General features: G+C 71.9%; 14 protein-coding genes and 1 pseudogene. 10 read left to right on the top strand and 5 right to left on the bottom strand.

What is annotated here, in order from left to right; genetic code table 11:
• From C3Y15_RS28845 to coxB, 4 genes and pseudogenes are all read right to left on the bottom strand, one after another.
• Nucleotides 1-288, bottom strand: a pseudogene (locus C3Y15_RS28845) (cytochrome c); the annotation flags it as partial.
• Nucleotides 279-680: a cytochrome C oxidase subunit I gene (locus tag C3Y15_RS28850; protein ID WP_124259957.1), complete on the bottom strand. Its 402-nt coding sequence runs from the start codon at nucleotides 678-680 to the stop codon at nucleotides 279-281. The gene C3Y15_RS28850 and the pseudogene C3Y15_RS28845, both read right to left, overlap by 10 nt.
• On the bottom strand, nucleotides 677-3,316 hold the full coding sequence (gene ctaD, locus C3Y15_RS28855) for a cytochrome c oxidase subunit I (RefSeq protein WP_124259956.1): 2,640 nt from the start codon (nucleotides 3,314-3,316) through the stop codon (nucleotides 677-679). Before ctaD ends, C3Y15_RS28850 begins: the two co-directional genes overlap by 4 nt.
• 13 nt (nucleotides 3,317-3,329) lie before the next feature.
• On the bottom strand, nucleotides 3,330-4,355 hold the full coding sequence (gene coxB, locus C3Y15_RS28860) for a cytochrome c oxidase subunit II (RefSeq protein WP_124259998.1): 1,026 nt from the start codon (nucleotides 4,353-4,355) through the stop codon (nucleotides 3,330-3,332).
• Nucleotides 4,356-4,630: 275 nt separating this feature from the next.
• Here coxB and C3Y15_RS28865 point away from each other — a divergent pair, with 275 nt between their 5' ends.
• Both C3Y15_RS28865 and C3Y15_RS28870 read left to right on the top strand, forming a co-directional pair.
• The gene (locus C3Y15_RS28865; protein WP_124259997.1) at nucleotides 4,631-5,614 is read left to right on the top strand and encodes an SDR family oxidoreductase; all 984 of its coding nucleotides are present in this window, start codon (nucleotides 4,631-4,633) and stop codon (nucleotides 5,612-5,614) included.
• On the top strand, nucleotides 5,611-7,410 hold the full coding sequence (locus C3Y15_RS28870; RefSeq protein WP_124259955.1) for a glycoside hydrolase family 15 protein: 1,800 nt from the start codon (nucleotides 5,611-5,613) through the stop codon (nucleotides 7,408-7,410). The genes C3Y15_RS28865 and C3Y15_RS28870 overlap by 4 nt, the downstream gene beginning before the upstream one ends.
• Before the next feature lie 38 nt (nucleotides 7,411-7,448).
• On the opposite strand, the gene C3Y15_RS28875 is transcribed toward C3Y15_RS28870, so the two are convergent.
• Nucleotides 7,449-9,275, bottom strand: a complete 1,827-nt coding sequence (locus tag C3Y15_RS28875) for a thiamine pyrophosphate-requiring protein (protein WP_059456222.1) — start codon at nucleotides 9,273-9,275, stop codon at nucleotides 7,449-7,451.
• A gap of 197 nt (nucleotides 9,276-9,472) precedes the next feature.
• Between C3Y15_RS28875 and C3Y15_RS28880 the strand changes: the two genes are divergently transcribed.
• The 8 genes from C3Y15_RS28880 to C3Y15_RS28915 all read left to right on the top strand — a co-directional run bounded on the left by C3Y15_RS28880 (nucleotide 9,473) and on the right by C3Y15_RS28915 (nucleotide 17,545).
• Entirely contained in the window at nucleotides 9,473-10,573 is a 1,101-nt protein-coding gene (locus C3Y15_RS28880; protein ID WP_124259954.1) for an enolase C-terminal domain-like protein, read from the top strand.
• A 42-nt stretch (nucleotides 10,574-10,615) separates the two neighbouring features.
• Complete coding sequence (locus C3Y15_RS28885) at nucleotides 10,616-11,467, top strand: hypothetical protein (RefSeq protein ID WP_124259953.1); 852 nt, start codon at nucleotides 10,616-10,618, stop codon at nucleotides 11,465-11,467.
• A gap of 17 nt (nucleotides 11,468-11,484) precedes the next feature.
• The gene (locus C3Y15_RS28890; protein ID WP_059581676.1) at nucleotides 11,485-12,147 is read left to right on the top strand and encodes a gluconate 2-dehydrogenase subunit 3 family protein; all 663 of its coding nucleotides are present in this window, start codon (nucleotides 11,485-11,487) and stop codon (nucleotides 12,145-12,147) included.
• Entirely contained in the window at nucleotides 12,137-13,807 is a 1,671-nt protein-coding gene (locus C3Y15_RS28895) for a GMC family oxidoreductase (protein ID WP_046426853.1), read from the top strand. The genes C3Y15_RS28890 and C3Y15_RS28895 overlap by 11 nt, the downstream gene beginning before the upstream one ends.
• 43 nt (nucleotides 13,808-13,850) lie before the next feature.
• Complete coding sequence (locus C3Y15_RS28900; RefSeq protein ID WP_011879978.1) at nucleotides 13,851-14,243, top strand: DUF305 domain-containing protein; 393 nt, start codon at nucleotides 13,851-13,853, stop codon at nucleotides 14,241-14,243.
• A gap of 107 nt (nucleotides 14,244-14,350) precedes the next feature.
• The gene (locus tag C3Y15_RS28905) at nucleotides 14,351-15,781 is read left to right on the top strand and encodes a cytochrome ubiquinol oxidase subunit I (RefSeq protein WP_011879979.1); all 1,431 of its coding nucleotides are present in this window, start codon (nucleotides 14,351-14,353) and stop codon (nucleotides 15,779-15,781) included.
• Nucleotides 15,768-16,781 (top strand): cytochrome d ubiquinol oxidase subunit II, encoded by a 1,014-nt coding sequence (locus C3Y15_RS28910; RefSeq protein ID WP_011879980.1) that lies wholly within the window; start codon nucleotides 15,768-15,770, stop codon nucleotides 16,779-16,781. Before C3Y15_RS28905 ends, C3Y15_RS28910 begins: the two co-directional genes overlap by 14 nt.
• A gap of 23 nt (nucleotides 16,782-16,804) precedes the next feature.
• Nucleotides 16,805-17,545, top strand: a complete 741-nt coding sequence (locus C3Y15_RS28915) for an FRG domain-containing protein (protein ID WP_011879981.1) — start codon at nucleotides 16,805-16,807, stop codon at nucleotides 17,543-17,545.
• The last annotated feature ends 30 nt before the right edge of the window (nucleotides 17,546-17,575 follow it).

Genomic DNA, 17,575 nt, shown 5'->3' on the forward strand with positions numbered 1-17,575 from the left:
ACCCGAAGCCCCCACCACCGCCCGCCGTCGCTGCGCAAGCCGCGGATCTTCTTCCACCCGCGCCGACATCGACGGCCCGGCATCCGCCACCCCAGCAATCCTCACGAAGCGCCAGCCCGACGCGGGCTCGGGCGCTTCGACAGCCGACGCCGCGTCGGCCGCCTCACCACCGGACAGCGCGCGGTCGTCCTGTTGCATGTCGCATGCGGCGAGCGTCGCGCACAGTGCGGCGGCGAGCGCCGCACGGCGTCGCCGCACCAGAAACGAAGCGTACGAGATCAGCGCCATGGACTGCACGGCCCCAGGAAAGCGGTGACGATGCCGGTGAACACGAGGCCCACCACGAACCCGAGCGCGGCGAGCATCGCGCAGCGCGCGAGGAAGCGCGTGCTGTCGTGGCGCGTCTCGGGTTGCGCCGCGCGATCGTGCGCGCGCCGCCACGCGCGCACGGCCCACGCCGCGCACGCGGCCGCGAGCGCGAACGCAGCGGCCGCGATCAACGCGAGCCACACGCCGACGTGCGCCCAGCGCGGCGCGGCCTGCGCGACGCCGAGCGGATAGCACGCCGTCGACGCGAGCGTCTCGGACACGAGCATCTGCGCGAACCACAGCGCCGGCGCGCCGACCAGGCCGGCCGCGATCGCGAGCAGCGGTGTCCACGCGCGTCGCATGCCGTTCATCCCGGCCTCCGCAGCCAGTACGGCGATACGTACAGCGCAGTGAAGATGAACAGCCACACGACGTCGACGAAGTGCCAGTAGAGGCCGCCGACCGTCAGCGCGACGCGTCGCTCGCGGCCGAAGAAGCCCGCGGCAGTCCAGCCGGTCAGCAGCGCCAGAATCACGAGGCCGGCCGCCACGTGCGCGAGGTGAAAGCCCGTGATCGTGAAGTACAGGCTGCCGTACAGATGCGCGGTCGGCCCGTAAGGATGAGTGCGCCACTCGTGCAGCTGCACGAGCGCGAACGCGATGCCGAGCGCCAGCGCGACCGCGAGCGCCGCCACCGCGCGCGGCCGCTTGCCCGCGCGCACGGCGCGCTCGGCGAGCCACACGAACACGCTGCTCGACAGCAGCACGACCGTGTTGCCGGCCGCGAGGCCGAGCTTCGGCATTCCTTCGGGCGGCCAGGGCGCGGCCCATTGCGATTGCAGGTAGAAGTAGCAGAACAGCAGGTAGCCGAACAGCGCGGCCTCGGTCGCGACCAGCGTCAGCACACCCCACCAGCCGCCCGCGCGCGTGCCGCAACTGCCGACCGGCAGCGGTGCGGCGCAGGCGGCGGGCGCGCCGGGCGGCAACCGCACCGAAGGCGGATCATCGGGATGCGCCGCGGCCGTCGCGGCCGGCACCGGCGTCGCGTCGCGCGCAGCCGCGCGTGCGCGTTGTCCGAGCGTGTCGCGCGGCCACAGCCATGCGGCGGTCGCGATCGCGCAGCCGGCCGTCGCCGCGCACACGAGCGCGGGCGAGCGCGCGAGCATCGCCGCGAAGACGGCGCTGGACAGCAGCGCGAGCACGAACGGCACGCAGCTGTCGTCGGGCATCTTGAGGATCGCGCTCGGCTTCGCCGCGAGCGGCGTGACTGCCAGCGCCTCGCGGCCGTGCGCGAGCCGATAGCCGACCCGCATGCTGCTGCGCTGCGCGGCGTCGCGCGTTTCCCACAGCGGATGCCGCGACGCGACGAGCGGCAGCACCGCGAAGTTGTACGCCGGCGCCGGCGACGCGACCGACCATTCGAGCCCGGCCGCGCCCCACGGGTTCGCGCCGGCGCGCTGGCCGCGCCGCGCGCTGACGAGCGCGTTGACGACGAACATCACGATGCCGATGCCGAACACGAACGAGCCGATCGTGGTGAGCAGGTTCGACGTGTCCCAGCCCATCCCGGACGGGTACGTGTAGACGCGCCGCGGCATGCCGAGCAGCCCCGACACGTGCATCGGGAAGAAACCGAGATTGAAGCCGACCAGCACGACCCAGAACGTCAGCCGGCCGAAGCGCTCGTTCATCAGCCGGCCCGTGAACTTCGGGAACCAGTACGTCACGCCGCCGAGCACGGGAAACACGTTGATCCCGAGCAGCACGTAATGCAGGTGCGCGACGACGAAATACGTGTCGGTGAGCTGCCAGTCGAGCGGCACCGCGGCGGTCATCACGCCCGACACGCCGCCGATCACGAACATCAGCACGAAGCCCGCGAAATAGAGGAACGGCGTGCGAAACACCGGTCGGCCGGTCCAGATCGTCGCGATCCACGCGAACACGGCGACCGCGCTCGGGATCGAGATCAGCATGCTGGCCGCGCCGAAGAACGCGAGCGCGAGCGGCGCGATGCCGGTCGCGAACATGTGATGCACCCAGACCTCGAAGCCGATCAGCATCGTCGCGACCGTCGATACCGCGACGGCTTCGTACGCGACGAGCGGGCGGCGACAGAACGTCGGCAGCGCGTCCGACACGATGCCCATCGCCGGCAGCACGACGACGTACACCCACGGGTGCGCGAACATCCAGAACAGGTGCTGCCACAGCAGCGGCCGGCCGCCGTGCGCGACGTCGAAGAAATGCGTGCCGGCATTGCGGTCGAGCCACAGCAGCAGGAACGCGAGGCTCACCGACGGCACCGCCACGAGGTTCGCGACCGACGCGGTCAGCGTGCCCCAGACGATGATCGGCAGCCGGTCGATCGACATGCCGTGCGCACGCATGCGCAACAGCGTGACGACGAAGTTCGCGGCGCCGCCCGTCGTCGAGATGCCGAGCAGGATCATCCCGAGCGCGTAGATGTCGATGTTCGCGCCCGCGCTGTAGTCGAGCGACGTGAGCGGCACGTAGTTGAACCAGCCGCCGTCGGGCACCGCGCCGAGCGGAAAGCTCGCGTACAGGAACAGCCCGGCGAACAGGAACACCCAGTACGAGAACGCGTTGAGCCGCGGGAACGCCATGTCGCGCGAGCCGAGCATCAGCGGCCACAGGTAGTTCGCGAAGCCGGACAGCACCGGCAGCGCGTACAGGAAGATCATCGTGACGCCGTGCATCGTGAACAGCGAGTCGTACTGCGCCGGGGTGAGCACCGTCGCGTTCGGCCGCGCGAGCTGGATGCGCATCACGAGCGCCTCGACGCCGCCGAGCAACAGGAACGCGAACGCGGTGACGATGTAGCGAATGCCGATGCGCTTGTGGTCCACCGTGCCGAGCCAGCCGCGCCAGCCGGGCGCCGACTCCCACAGCTCGGCGAGCGCCCGCTCGTGCTCGGAGCCCGGCGGCGCGTCGCCGAGGTCGGGCACGCGGCTGAGCGCGGGGCGCGTGTCGCGGGCAACGGCCATCGTCATCCTCCGTTCAGTGCAGGGTTGCGAGATAGGCGGCAAGATCGTCGGCGTCGCGCGGCGCGAGCGCGAACGACGGCATCAGCGTTTGCGGCTTGCGCTGCTGCGCATGGGCGATCCAGTCGCGCAGGTTGGCCGGCGTGTTCTCCAGCGTGCCGGCCGCGAGCAGCCGGCGCGAACCGACGTGTGTCAGGTCGGGCCCCGCATCGCCGGTCGCGTCGGTGCCGCGCACCGCGTGGCAGCCGGCGCAGCGTTCGGTGAACAGGCGCCGGCCGCGCAGCTCCGGGCCGGCGGCGTCAGCCGGCGCCGGCTGCCGCTGCGCGGCGAGCCACGCGCGAAACGCGGCGGGCGGCTCGGCCACGACCTCGAACGCCATGTGCGCATGCTGCGCGCCGCAGTACTGCGAGCACTGCCCGCGATAGACGCCCGGCTGGTCGGCCTGCAGCCACTGGCGATTGGTCTGGCCGGGGATCGTCTGCGTCTTGCCGGCGAGTTGCGGCACCCAGAACGCGTGGATCACGTCGGCGCTCGTCAGTTCGACGAGCACCGGTTCGCCGACCGGGATGTGTATTTCGTTCGCGGTGACGAACGCCGCGCCGTCCGCATCGGCCGGATAGCGGACGGCCCACCACCAGTCGTGCGCGGTCACGCCGATCGTCAGCGCTGGCGGCCGCGGCGGCGCGGCCACCACCGCGAGCACGCGCAGCATGTAGACGAGCGCGCCGAACAGCAGCACGATCGAAACGGCCGTGCCGACCGTCACGATGGTCAGCCCGCTGCGCGGGCCGGCCGCGCGCCGCCGGCGCCGGAAGATCGCGAGCGCCAGCAGTACGGCGATCGTCACGCACACCAGCGTGCACAGCGCCAGCAACGCCCAGCCCAGAACCAGCACCGGCCGCGCGCCCGGCCCGGCCGCATGCGCGACGTACGCGAGCGGCAACGGGCCGGCCGGCGCGGCTGCCGCGCCGGCGGCATGCGCGAGCGACGGCGCGAGCGCGCACGCGGTCGAGCCGATGCGGGCGATACGGCACACGTTCATGAACGGCGGCACGAACAACGGCGGCTCCTGGTGTGATGCGGCGGCTCTCGCCGCACGCGTGTCGCGGCGAAGCAATTCCCGTGCGCGCGCCCGGCGGACGCCGACGCGCTGCGCGTTGCGTGCGCAACGTCCGCGGCGTTACAGCGCGCTTGTAAAACGGGCGTCGACCTCGCGGCCACGCGCGTGCGCGCCGCGTTCGGTGCGGCGCGCGGCACGTCGCTTGCTGCGCCAGCCCGGACACCATGAACCGACGGGAGGACCTCATCGTGAAGACGGTGAAGACGGTTGCGATCACCGGCGCGAGCGCCGGCGTGGGCCGCGCGTGCGCGCACGCGTTCGCGCGGTGCGGCGCCAACGTCGCGCTGCTGGCGCGCGATCCGCGCGCGCTGCACGACACCGCGTGCGAAGTGCGTGCGTATGGCGTCGAGGCGCTGCCGATCGCCGTCGACGTCAGCGACGCCGCCGCGCTCGACGCCGCCGCCGAGCGCATCGAAAACGAACTCGGGCCGCTCGACGTGTGGGTCAACAACGCGATGGTCACGGTGTTCGCGCCGTTCGACGAGATCGCCCCCGACGACTATGCGCGCGTGACGGCGGTCACCTATCTCGGCTGCGTGTACGGCACGCGCGCGGCGCTCGCGCGGATGACGCCGCGCAACCGCGGCACGATCGTGCAGGTCGGCTCCGCGCTCGCCTACCGGTCGATTCCGCTGCAGGCGCCGTACTGCGGCGCGAAACACGCGATCCGCGGCTTCACCGACGCATTGCGCTGCGAGCTGCTGAATGCGCGCAGCCGCGTGCGCGTGACGATGGTGCAGTTGCCGGCGATCGACACGCCGCAGTTCGACTGGGCCGCCTCCACGCTGCCGCACGAGCCGCGCCCGGTCGCACCCGTCTATGCGCCCGAAGTGGCGGCCGACGCGATCGTGCGCGCCGCGCGCCATCCGGGCCGCGAGCGCTGGGTCGGCTGGTCGTCGCTGGCCGCGATCGTCGCGAACGCGCTCGCGCCCGGCTGCTTCGACCGCTATCTCGCCCATACGGCCGTGCGCGGCCAGCAACGCGACACGCCGGCCGGCCCGCGCGAATCGAACCTGTGGCATACGGTGCCCGGCCGTCATGCGACGCGCGGCGCCTTCGGCGCCGAAGCGCGCCGCAGCGGCGCCAACGCCGGGCTCGGCACGTCGCGCGCGCTCGCGTACGGCGCGGTGGGCGCGCTGCTGGCGGCGGGCTTCGTCGCCGCGCGCCGGCTCAAACGGTGAGCGCGGTGCGCATCGAGGACTACGCGTTGATCGGCGACGGCCGCAGCGCCGCGCTGGTCGCGCGCGACGGCAGCATCGACTGGCTGTGCTGGCCCGACTTCGATTCGCCGCCGTGCTTCGCCGCGCTCGTCGGCACGCCGGCGAACGGCCGCTTGCGCATCGCGCCGTGCGAGCCGCCCGCCCGCGTCACGCGTCGCTATCTGCCCGGCACCGCGATACTCGAGACGACCTTCGACACGTCGACCGGCTGCGTGCGCGTGCTCGACTGGATGAGCTGGGCCGCGCGCGACCCGTGCCTGATCCGCAGCGTGCGCGGCGAGCGCGGCACCGTGACGCTCGACGTCGATCTCGGCGTGCGCTTCGATTACGGCCGTGCGTTGCCGTGGTGCCAACGCGTCGGCCGGCGCTGGCGGATGATGACGGGCGGCGACGCGATGTGGGTCGACAGCGACGTGCGGCTCGACGTGCGGGCCGACCGGCTGGTCGGCACGCAGCGCATCGCGGCCGGCGAGCGCGCGCAGCTGTGCATCAGCTACGCGCGCTCGTACGACGGGCCGCCGGCGGTGCCCGACGCGTACGCGTCGTTGGGCGACACGCACGCGTTCTGGCGCGAGTGGTCGGCCTGCAACGCGGCGCAGGGCCCGTATCGCTACGCGATCGAGCGCGCGCTGATCACGGTGAAGCTGCTGTCGAGCGTGCGCACCGGCGGCATCGTCGCGGCGCCGACCAGCTCGCTGCCCGAGCGCCTGGGCGGCGCACGCAACTGGGATTACCGGTTCTGCTGGCTGCGCGACGCGAGCTTCACGTTGCGCGCGTTCGCGCGCTGCGGCTATCGCGCCGAAGCCGCGCGCTGGCGCGACTGGCTGGTGCGCGCGATCGCCGATCACCCGGCGCAATTGCGCGTGCTGTACGGGGCGGACGGCAGCCGGCGCGCGGACGAGTGGCAGGCCGCGCATCTGGCCGGCTACGAAGGCGCGCAGCCGGTGCGCTTCGGCAACGCGGCGGCCGGGCAGTTGCAGCTCGACGTGTACGGCGAGGTGCTCGGCGCGCTGTACCATGCGCGCCGGCACGGACTGCCGCCCGACGACGACGCGTGGCTGCTCGAACGGCGGCTGCTCGAGCATCTCGCGACGATCTGGCGCGAGCCCGACGAAGGGATCTGGGAGGTGCGCAGCGGCCGGCACCGCTTCACGTCGTCGAAGGTGATGGTGTGGGCGGCCATCGAAAGCGCATCCAACTCCGCACGCGCGTTCGGCCATCGCGCGCCGCTCGACGCCTGGCGGCGCTGGGCCGACGAAGTACGCGCCGACGTGCTCGCGCACGGCTACCATGCGCAGCTCGGCCGCTTCGTCGATCGCTACGACGGCGACGGCCTCGACGCAAGCCTGTTGCTGATTCCGCTGACCGGCATGCTCGACGCGTCGGACCCGCGGGTCGCGGCGACCGTCGCCGCGATCGAGCGCGAGCTGCTGGTCGACGGCCTGCCGCTGCGCTACCGGTCGTCGCATTTCGCCGATGGTTGCGAGGGCGACGAGGGCGCGTTCGTTGCCGCCGGCTTCTGGCTCGCGCAGGTGTATGGGATGCAGCGCCGCGACGCCGACGCGCGCGCCTTGTTCGAACGCCTGCTCGCACTGCGCAACGACGTGGGCTTGCTCGCCGAGGAATACGACGTCGACGCACGGCGCATGTGCGGCAATTTTCCGTTCACGCTCGCGCATGTCGGGCTCGTGAACGCGGCGCTCGCGTTGCAGCGCGACGAAGGCGACGACGGCAGCGGCAGCGGCGATCGTCGCTGACGCTGCCGCATCGATCCGCCGTCGGCCGCCGCGTACGCCTACGACTCGCCCTTGTGCCCGTCGCCGCCGCGCTCGCCGTTGCCCGGCAGCACGGCCGACAACACCTGCCGCGCGGTTTCGACGATCACGTTCGCTTCGCGCGGGTCGCCCTTCACGAGCGCCTGCGCGAAGTGCTTCGCCTGCTGCAGCGTGACGTGCGGCGGCAGCGGCGGCACTTCCGGATCGCTCTTCACTTCGAGCACGACCGGCCGGTCGGACGCGAGCGCTTCGTCCCACGCGGCGCCGAGCTGTTCCGGATCGTCGACGTAGATGCCCTTGAGCCCGACCAGCGTCGCGAAGCGGTAGTACGGCACGTTCGGAATCTGCTGCGACGTGTCGAACTTCGGATCGCCTTCCATCACGCGCTGTTCCCACGTGACCTGGTTCAGGTCCTCGTTGTTCAGCACCATGCAGATCCAGCGCGGATCGGCCCATTGCCGCCAGTATTTCGCGACGGTGATCAGCTCGGCCATGTTGTTCATCTGCATCGCGCCGTCGCCGACCATCGCGATCACCGGGCGCAGCGGATACGCGAACTTCGCGGCGATCGCATACGGCACGGCCGCGCCCATCGACGCCAGGCCGCCCGACAGCGAGCCCATCATCCCGCGCCGGATCATCAGGTCGCGCGCATACCAGTTCGCGCAGGAACCCGAATCGCTCGTCAGGATCACGTCGGCGGGCAGGCGCGGCGACAGCTCGGTGAACGCGCGCTGCGGGTTCACGCCGCGGCCCGCGCTCGCCTTCGCGGCCGCGCGCGCGGCGAGCGTGTCGTGCCAGTCGGCATTCCATTTGGCGATCCGGTCGCGCCACGCGGTGTCCTGCCGCTCCTTCAGCAGCGGCAGCAGTGCGCGCAGCGTCTCGGCGCTGTCGCCGACGAGGTTCACTTCCATCGGATAGCGCAGGCTCAGCATGTCGGCCTTCAGATCGATCTGCACGCCGCGCGCCTGGCCCTCCTTGGGCAGAAACTCCGAGTAGGGGAAGCCGGAGCCGACCACCAGCAGCGTGTCGCATTCGTTCATCAGCTCGTAGCTCGGCTTGGTGCCGAGCAGCCCGATCGAGCCGGTCACCCACGGCAGGTCGTCCGGCAACGCGGCCTTGCCGAGCAACGCCTTCGCGGCGCCCGCGCCGAGCCGGTCGGCCACCGCGATCACGTCGTCGGTCGCGTGCAGCGCGCCGGCGCCCACCAGCATCGCGACCTTCTTGCCGGCGTTGAGCACGTCGGCCGCGCGCTGCAGGTCGTCCGCGTACGGCACGACCTTCGGCCGCGTATAGCCGACGCCCGAATGGACGGTGCCGTGCGCGCGCTTCGGCGGCGCGTAGTCGAGCTCCTGCAGATCGTTCGGCAGCACCAGCGCCGTGACCGTGCGCGCGCCGAGCGCGGTGCGCACCGCGCGGTCGACGAGATGGCGCACCTGGCCGGGCACCACTGCAAGCTGCACGAAAGCACCGGCGACGTCCTTGAACAGCGCCGGCAGATCGACCTCCTGCTGATAATGGCCGCCGAGCGCGGTGCGCGCCTGCTGGCCGACGATCGCGAGCACCGGCATGTGATCGAGCCGCGCATCGTACAGCCCGGTCACGAGATGCGCGGCGCCGGGGCCGGAGGTCGCGACGCATACGCCGAGCTCGCCTGTAAATTTTGCATGCGCCGATGCCATGAAGGCCGCCATCTCCTCGTGACGCGCCTGGATGAATTCGATCTTGCCGCCGGCTCGCGCGAGCGCGCCGAAAAAGCCGTTGATGCCGTCGCCGGGGTAGCCGTACACGCGCCGCACGCCCCAGTCGTACAGCCGTTCGACGATGAAATCCGCCACTGTCGCCATGCCGATTCTCCTTGGTTCCGGATGAGCCGATGCGTCGCGCGAACCGACCTCGCCGCACGCCGCGCTGCAGGGCGGCGCGCAAGCGCCGTGCCGTGCGGCGCGCGGCCGCTTGCGCCGGGCACGCGCGTTGCACGCCGTCGTTACAGGCAACCCGCAGATCAACCGCAAGCAAACCGCAAGCGTTCCGGAGCGCAACGATGGCACTTTCCGCGGCACCGACGATCGACGACGTGCGCGCCCGCGCGTACCGCGTGCCGACCGATCGGCCCGAGGCCGACGGCACCTATGCGTGGACGGCGACGACGATCGTCGTCGTCGAGATCGACGCGGCGGGCGTCACCGGCCTCGGCTACACGTACAGCGACGCGAGCGCCGCGACGCTCGCGACGTCGCTCCTTGCAGGCGTGTTGCGCAACCGGCCGCTCGTCGACATTCCGGCTGCCGTCGACGCGCTGTGGCGCGCGGTGCGCAACGTCGGGCGGGCCGGCATCGCGGCCACCGCGATTTCCGCGCTCGACACGGCGCTGTGGGACGCGAAGGCGAAGCTCGCCGGCGTGCCGCTGGCGATGCTGCTCGGCCGTGCGCGCGAGCGCGTGCCGGTGTACGGCAGCGGCGGCTTCACCACCTACGACGACGCGACGCTCGCGGCGCAGCTCGAAGCCTGGCGCAGCGACGGCGTGCATGCATGCAAGATCAAGATCGGCACGGACGATGCGCGCGACCCGTCGCGCGTGCGGGTCGCGCGCGCCGCGCTCGGCCCCGACGTCGACCTGTTCGTCGACGCGAATGGCGCGTATGCGCCGCGCACGGCGCTGGCGTTCGCGGACGCGGCGGCCGACTGCGCGATCCGCTGGTTCGAGGAGCCGGTCAGCAGCGACGACGTTGACGGGCTGCGCTTCGTGCGCGAGCACGTCGGCGCGCAGATCGACGTCGCGGCGGGCGAATACGCGTACACGCCCGACGACTTCCGGCGCCTGCTCGAAGGCCGCGCGGTCGACGTGCTGCAAGCCGATGCGACGCGCTGCGGCGGCGTCAGCGGTTTTCTGGCGGCCGGCGCGCTGGCCGCGGCGCACCACGTCGACCTGTCGGCCCACTGCGCGCCGGCGCTGCACCGGCACGTCGGTTGCGTCGCGCCGCGGATGCGTCACGTCGAGTGGTTTCACGATCACGTGCGGATCGAGCGAATGATGTTCGACGGTGCGCCGCAGCTGGTCGACGGCGCACTCGAAATCGATGCGACGCGCGCGGGGCTCGGCCTCGAACTGCGCGAAGCCGACGTCGCCGGCTTCGCGCTCTGACGAACCCGCGCGACCCACCACCGCCACGAGCGAGGAGGACGAATGCAACATCGCCGACAGCGCGAAGCCGAGCACGACCGGTTGCTGACCGATGCCGCGCGGCTGCTCAATCGCAGCGCGCTGCTGCTGGCCGGATCGGTGCTCGCCGACAGCGGCGTCGAGCACTATCGCGGCACGCTCCACAACCGCGCGATGGTCGCGCCGCTGATCGCGTCGACGCTGTCGGTGCTCGCGAGCGTGCACGGCCATGCCGATGACACGCCCGAGCGCCACCGGCTGCGCGATGCGGTGCATCTCGCGTCGGCCGCGGTCGGCGTGGCCGGCTCGGCGTTCCACGTCTACAACGTGACGAAGCGGCCGGGCGGCTTCAGCTGGCACAACCTGTTCTACGGCGCGCCGCTCGGTGCGCCGTTCGCGCTGCTGCTGTCGGGCATGCTCGGCGCCGCGGGCGAGCGGCTGCGCGCGTGCCCGGCCGACGCGCCGCGCCTGGCCGGCCTGCCGGGCGGGCGCGCGCTCGCCGGGCTGGTCGCGGCCGGCCTCGTCGGGACGCTCGGCGAAGTCGGCTTGCTGCATTTTCGCGGGGCGTTCCAGCATCGCGCGATGTTCGTGCCGCTCGTCGTGCCGCCGGTGGCCGCGCTCGCGACCGCGCAGATCGCGCTGTCGCGCCCGCGCGGCGAGCGGCCGTTTTGTCGATGGTGGATGCGCGCGACGGCCGTGCTCGGCTGCGTCGGCGTCGCGTTTCATGCGCGCGGCGTCGCGCGGCAGATGGGCGGCTGGCGCAACTGGTCGCAGAACGTGCTGTCGGGGCCGCCGCTGCCGGCGCCGCCGAGCTTCACGGCGCTGGCGATCGCCGGGCTTGCGGCGACCGCGCTCGCCGAACGGGAGGCGCGATGAAGCCGGCCGACCCGCGGATGAATGCATCCGCACACACCGACGCAGCGGCGCTGCCCAGCTATCGCGGCTACGACGTGCTCGCGAAGCGCGACACGCCGTCGTGGAACGACGCGACACGTCGCGCGATCGATGCGCGCCTGCAGGTCGCCGCCACGGCGCCGCGTCATCTCGATGCCGCGCAGTTCGCGACGCTCGGCGCCGTGTGCGCGCGCATCGTGCCGCAACGCCAGGGCGACGCCGGCGGCGTGCCGACCGCCGCGCTGATCGATGCGCGGCTCGCGAGCGACGAAGGCGACGGCTTCCGCGACGCGCGGCTGCCGTCGTTGCGCGCCGCGTGGCGCATCGGCCTCGCCGCGCTCGATGCGATGGCGCGCCACGCGCACGCGCGCCCGTTCGCGGCGCTCGACGCGCACGCCGCCGATGCGCTGCTGCGCGCCGTGCAGCAAGGCCGCATCGACGCGCAGAGCGAGGCCGCGTGGGCCGGCATGGATCCGCGCACGTTCTTCGCGAAGCGCGTGCTGGTCGACATCTGCGGCGCGTATTACAGCCATCCGTTCGCGTGGAACGAGATCGGCTTCGGCGGCCCCGCGAGCCCGCGCGGCTACGTGCGGATGGATTTCAACCGGCGCGATCCGTGGGAAGCGCAGGTGGACGCGGAGGGCGCACGCGATGAGCACTGACGCGCGCGGCGCCGCCGACGCACCGCGCGGCCGCGACGGCCGCGCGCCCGACCCGTTGCGGGTGGGCGGCTGGTCGCCGATGCGGATGTACCGCGACGACGAGCCGGTCGACTTCGTGATCGTGGGCACCGGCGCGGGCGGCGGCACGCTCGCGTGCCGGCTCGCCGAGCACGGCTACTCGGTCGTCGCGCTCGATGCGGGCGCGTGGTGGCGGCCGCTGGAGGAATTCGCGTCCGACGAGTCGCACCAGCGCAAGCTGTTCTGGACCGACGAGCGCATCTGCGACGGCGCGAACCCGCTGACGCTCGGCACCAACAACAGCGGCCGCGCGATCGGCGGCAGCACCGTGCACTTCGCGATGGTGTCGCTGCGGTTCCGGCCCGAGTGGTTCCGCTCGCGCAGCGCGCTCGGCTACGGCGTCGACTGGCCGCTCGACTGGCGCGAGATGTGGCGTTACTACCGCGAGGTCGAGCAGGCGCTGAAGATCAGCGGGCCGGTCCGCTACCCGTGGGGGCCGGCGCGGCCTCGCTATCCGTACCGTGCGCACGAGCTGAACGCGGCCGCGCTGGTGCTCGCGCGCGGCGCGGAGGCCATGGGCATCGACTGGACGCCGACGCCGCTCGCGACGCTGTCCGCGCCGCGCGGCCGCGCGCATCCGTGCGTGTATCGCGGCTTCTGCATCGCCGGCTGCGCGACCAATGCGAAACAGAGCGCGCTCGTCACGTGGATACCGCGCGCGGTCGCGGCGGGCGCCGAAGTGCGCGATCTCGCGATGGCGCTGCGGATCGAGGCCGCGGGCGATCGGGTCACCGGCGTGCATTACCGGCGCGACGGCCGCACGCACTTCCAGCGCGCGCGCAACGTGGTCGTCGCCGGCTATGCGATCGAGACGCCGCGGCTGCTGTTGCTGTCCGCGAACGGCCGTCATCCGCAGGGGCTCGCGAACAGCTCGGGCCTCGTCGGCCGCTATCTGATGGCGCAGCTGAACCAGGCGTCGTGGGGCACGATGGACGACGAGGTGCGCTGGTACAAGGGACCGCCGTCGCTCGCGCTCACCGAACACTGGAACTACGCGGACGACGGCAAGGACTTCTTCGGCGGCTACTGCTGGATGAGCCAGGGGCCGCTGCCGATCGAATGGGCGAGAAAGCTCGCCGCGCGCGGGCTATGGGGCGACGCGCTGAAGCGCGAGATGGCGCGCTACAACTTCCAGGCTGGATTGAAGATCGTCGGCGAGACGCTGCCGCGCGCCGACAACTGTGTGACGCTCGCCGACGAGCGCGACGCGTTCGGGCTGCCGGTCGCGCGCGTCACCTATGCATACGACGACAACGACCGCAGGATGATCCGTCACGCGTTCGCGCAGATGGACCGCTCGCTGGAAGCCGCCGGCGCGCGCGACATCTGGCACGAGGACGACGACACCTGCCATCTCGCGGGCACCGCGCGGATGGGCAGCGATCCGGCCACGAGCGTCGTCGATGCCGACTGCCGCAGCTGGGACATCCCGAACCTGTGGATCTGCGACGGCTCGGTGTTTCCGACCGTCGGCGGCGTGAACCCGTCGCTGACGATCCAGGCGATCGCGTGCCGCACCGCCGATCGCATCCGCACGCTGGTGGCGCGCGGCGACGCGCATGCGCGTGCGCGCTGGCGATGAGCGCCGCCGCCGCTCGTTCAACCCTTCGTCGAGGAGCCGACTTATGCATGCAGCCATTCTCCGCAGCACCCGCCCGATCTGGCAGCGCGCCGCCTGCGCGCTGCTGGCCGTGTCCGCCGTCGCGTCGCCGGCATGGGGCCAGTTGCGTCCGCCCGCTTCGGCGACGACGCCCGATTCGTCGACGGCCGCCTACAAGCGCGCCGACCGCAAGATGATGGACGCGATGGAAGGCGCGCCCTACACCGGCGACGCCGATCGCGATTTCGTGTCGCACATGGCCCCGCACCACCAGGGCGCGATCGACATGGCGCAGGTCGAGCTGAAATACGGCAAGGACCCGACGCTGCGCAAGCTCGCGAGCCGGATCATCGCCGCGCAGCGCGACGAGATCGCGCTGATGGAACGCTGGCAGAAGGAACACGGCGCGACGCGCTGATCGCCACCGCGCCGCGGCGGCGCGGCGGCACTCGCGCGGCGCGCGCGCCCGTCGCCGCGGCATCGCGCTGGCTCGCTGCCGCGCATCGAGACCGGGGGAAGCACCGCATGGAAATCGATGCATTGCTGTTGTCGCGCTTCCAGTTCGCCTGGGTGATCGCGCTGCATATCCTGTTGCCCGCGTTCACCGTCGGGCTGTCGTGCTTCATCGCGACGCTCGAGGTGCTGCGCTGGGCCACCGGGCGCGACGTCTATGCGCGGCTGTCGACGTTCTGGCTGCGGATCTTCGCGGTGTCGTTCGGAATGGGCGTCGTGTCCGGCATCGTGATGCCGTTCCAGTTCGGCACGAACTGGAGCCGGTTCGTCGCGGCGACGTCGAACGTCGTCGGCGGCTTCATGGCGTACGAGGTGCTGACCGCGTTCTTTCTCGAATCGGCGTTTCTCGGCGTGCTGCTGTTCGGCCGCTCGCGCGTGCCGCAGTGGGCGCATGCGCTGTCCGCGGTGATGGTCGCGCTCGGCACGTTGCTGTCGTCGTTCTGGATTCTCGCCGTGAACAGCTGGATGCAGACGCCGACCGGCTACCGGCTCGTCGACGGCCGCTTTTATCCGGACAGCCTGTTGTCGGTGCTGCTGAGCCCGTCGTTTCCGTATCGTCTCGCGCATACCGTCACCGCGTTCCTCGTGACGACCGCGTTCGTCGTGCTCGGCGTCGGCGCGCATTACCTGCTGCAGCGGCGCGCGCCCGACGAAAGCCGCGTGATGGTGAAGATGGCGCTGCTGTTTCTCGCGATCATGGTGCCGGTGCAGATCGTGCTCGGCGACGCGCACGGCTTGAACACGCTCGAGCATCAGCCGACCAAGCTCGCGGCGATGGAAGGGCTGTGGGACACCGGCCGCGGCGTGCCCGCGACGCTGTTCGCGCTGCCGGACGAAGCGAGCGAAACCAATCGCTTCGAGGTGTCGATTCCGAAGCTCGGCAGCCTGTACCTGACGCACGACTGGAACGGCCTCGTGCACGGGCTCAAGGACTGGCCGCGCGATCGTCGCCCGCCGGTGGCGGTCGTGTTCTTCGCGTTCCATCTGATGGTCGGGCTCGGCGTCGTGATGCTTGCCATCATCGTGCGCGGGCTCACGCTGCTGCGCGGCGGCCGGCTGTACGAGCGGCGCGGCTGGCTGGGCGCATGCCGGGCGGCGATCCCGATCGGCTTCGTCGCGGTGCTGGCCGGATGGACCACGACCGAAGCCGGCCGGCAGCCGTGGACGGTGTACGGGCTGATGCGCACCGCCGATTCGGTCACGCCGTCGCTGACGACCGCTGACGTCGCGCTGTCGCTCGCGCTCTACGTGGTCAGCTACATCGTGATTTTCGGCTCGGGCTTCGTGCTGCTGCGCAGGCTCGTGCGCATCGGGCCGAGCGCGCCGGTCCGCGCGCATGCGGCGGCGCCCGAAGACGATGCGTCCGCGCGCGCCGCGCGCCCGCTGTCGGCCGTGTCGGGCAGCGGCGCCGCGCAACAGGAGGCGAACCATGACAGGGCTTGACCTCGTACCGTTGTGGGCCGGCGTGCTCGCGTTGTCGGTGCTGATGTACGTGCTGCTCGACGGCTTCGATCTCGGCGTCGGGATGCTGTTCTTCTGGCGCACCGACGAAGCCGAGCGCGACGTGATGATCGCGTCGGTGTCGCCGGTGTGGGACTTCAACGAGACGTGGCTGGTGCTCGGCGGCACGCTGCTGCTCGCGGCGTTCCCCGGCGCGTTTTCGGTGGTCGTGCCGGGCGTCTACTTTCCGGTGCTGCTGATGCTGCTCGGGCTGCTGTTTCGCGGTGTCGCGTTCGAGTTTCGCGGCGTGACGGGCGCGCGCAAGCGGCTCTGGAGCGGCGCGTTCGCGTACGGCTCGCTGGTGGCGACCGCCGCGCAGGGCGCGGTGCTCGGGATGTTCGTGCAGGGCTTCAAGGTCGTCGACGGGCGCTTCGCCGGCACCAGCTGGGACTGGGTCGCGCCGTTCCCGCTGCTCACCGCGGCCGGCCTCGTGGCCGGTTATCTGCTGCTCGGCTCCACGTGGCTCGTGATGAAGGGCGAAGGGCCGTTGCGGGCGGCCGCGCAGCGCAGCGCGCGCCATGCGCTCGTCGGCGTGATCGTGTTCATCGTCGTGGTCAGCGTCTGGACGCCGCTCGCCGATCGCGGCATCGCCGCGCGCTGGTTCGCGTGGCCGAACCTGCTGGTGTTCTCGCCGGTGCCGGTGCTGACCGCGTGGCTTGCGTGGCTCGCCGCGCGCGCGTTGCGGCGCGGCCGCGACGTGCTGCCGTTCGTCGCGTCGATCGGGCTGTTCTTTCTCGGCTTCTCGGGGCTGACCATCAGCCTGTGGCCGCACGTCGCGCCGCCGTCGGTGACGTTGTGGTCGGCCGCGTCGGCGCAGGTGTCGCAGGAATTTCTGATGATCGGCACCGCGTTCATGCTGCCCGTGCTGCTGCTGTACGTGTGCTGGTCGTACTGGGTGTTTCGCGGCAAGGTGCGCGGCGACGTCGGCTATGAGCACATGTGACCGTAATGAACCGGGGGCGCGCGATGGGGCGTGATGCGGGCAAGGCGGGGCCGACGATCGACAGCATCGCGAGCTACATCACCGCGCTCGGCGCGGCGCGGGACGGGACGCCGTCGCGGCTGTTTCGCGGGCAATGCAACGCCGGCTGGCCGCTCGTGCCGAGCATCGCGCGCCAGTGCGCGTCGCCCGACCTCGAGGCGCGGATGCTCGACGAGTTCACGCGGCGCGCGCTGCCGCATCTCGATCCTGCGCCGAACCTCGACGCCTGCGACTGGCTCGCGCTCGCGCAGCAGCACGGGATGCGCACGCGACTGCTCGACTGGTCGGGCAACGCGCTGGCCGCGCTGTGGTTCGCGGTCAGGACCGCCAACGGCACGGGCGGCGACGGCGCGGTGTGGTGCCTGTCGCACGACGCCGACGACATCGCGACGGCCGCCGAGCGGCGCGCGCCGCTGGCGGTGACGCGCACCACGGTATTCCGGCCGCGTCACGTGATGCCGCGCATCACCGCGCAGGACGGCTGGTTCACGATCCATCGCTACGACGCCGACGCGCGGTGCTGCACGCCGCTCGACGAAGATCGGGCGCTTGCCGGGCGCCTCACGCGGATCGTCGTGCCCGGCGAATGCTTCGCCGCGATCCGGCGCGAGCTGGCGGGCGTGGGCGTGAGCATCGGGACGATCTTTCCGGACCTCGACGGCATCGCGCAACTAACGGACATTCGCTTCTTTCCCGCCGATGAGGATACGCATGCGCCGCGGTGAGGGGGACGCGCGGGGCAGGAGGGCGTGCAG

This window comes from Burkholderia sp. B10 (assembly GCF_004368385.1).
In the GTDB taxonomy this organism is placed as follows: domain Bacteria; phylum Pseudomonadota; class Gammaproteobacteria; order Burkholderiales; family Burkholderiaceae; genus Burkholderia; species Burkholderia vietnamiensis.

Bases quoted from the DNA above. Each gene is read 5' to 3' on its own strand.
- C3Y15_RS28850 (WP_124259957.1), bottom strand. From the start codon at position 680: ATGAACGGCATGCGACGCGCGTGGACACCGCTGCTCGCGATCGCGGCC.
- ctaD (WP_124259956.1), bottom strand. From the start codon at position 3,316: ATGGCCGTTGCCCGCGACACGCGCCCCGCGCTCAGCCGCGTGCCCGAC.
- coxB (WP_124259998.1), bottom strand. From the start codon at position 4,355: ATGAACGTGTGCCGTATCGCCCGCATCGGCTCGACCGCGTGCGCGCTC.
- C3Y15_RS28875 (WP_059456222.1), bottom strand. From the start codon at position 9,275: ATGGCGACAGTGGCGGATTTCATCGTCGAACGGCTGTACGACTGGGGC.
- C3Y15_RS28880 (WP_124259954.1), top strand. From the start codon at position 9,473: ATGGCACTTTCCGCGGCACCGACGATCGACGACGTGCGCGCCCGCGCG.
- C3Y15_RS28885 (WP_124259953.1), top strand. From the start codon at position 10,616: ATGCAACATCGCCGACAGCGCGAAGCCGAGCACGACCGGTTGCTGACC.
- C3Y15_RS28890 (WP_059581676.1), top strand. From the start codon at position 11,485: ATGAATGCATCCGCACACACCGACGCAGCGGCGCTGCCCAGCTATCGC.
- C3Y15_RS28895 (WP_046426853.1), top strand. From the start codon at position 12,137: ATGAGCACTGACGCGCGCGGCGCCGCCGACGCACCGCGCGGCCGCGAC.
- C3Y15_RS28900 (WP_011879978.1), top strand. From the start codon at position 13,851: ATGCATGCAGCCATTCTCCGCAGCACCCGCCCGATCTGGCAGCGCGCC.
- C3Y15_RS28905 (WP_011879979.1), top strand. From the start codon at position 14,351: ATGGAAATCGATGCATTGCTGTTGTCGCGCTTCCAGTTCGCCTGGGTG.
- C3Y15_RS28910 (WP_011879980.1), top strand. From the start codon at position 15,768: ATGACAGGGCTTGACCTCGTACCGTTGTGGGCCGGCGTGCTCGCGTTG.
- C3Y15_RS28915 (WP_011879981.1), top strand. From the start codon at position 16,805: ATGGGGCGTGATGCGGGCAAGGCGGGGCCGACGATCGACAGCATCGCG.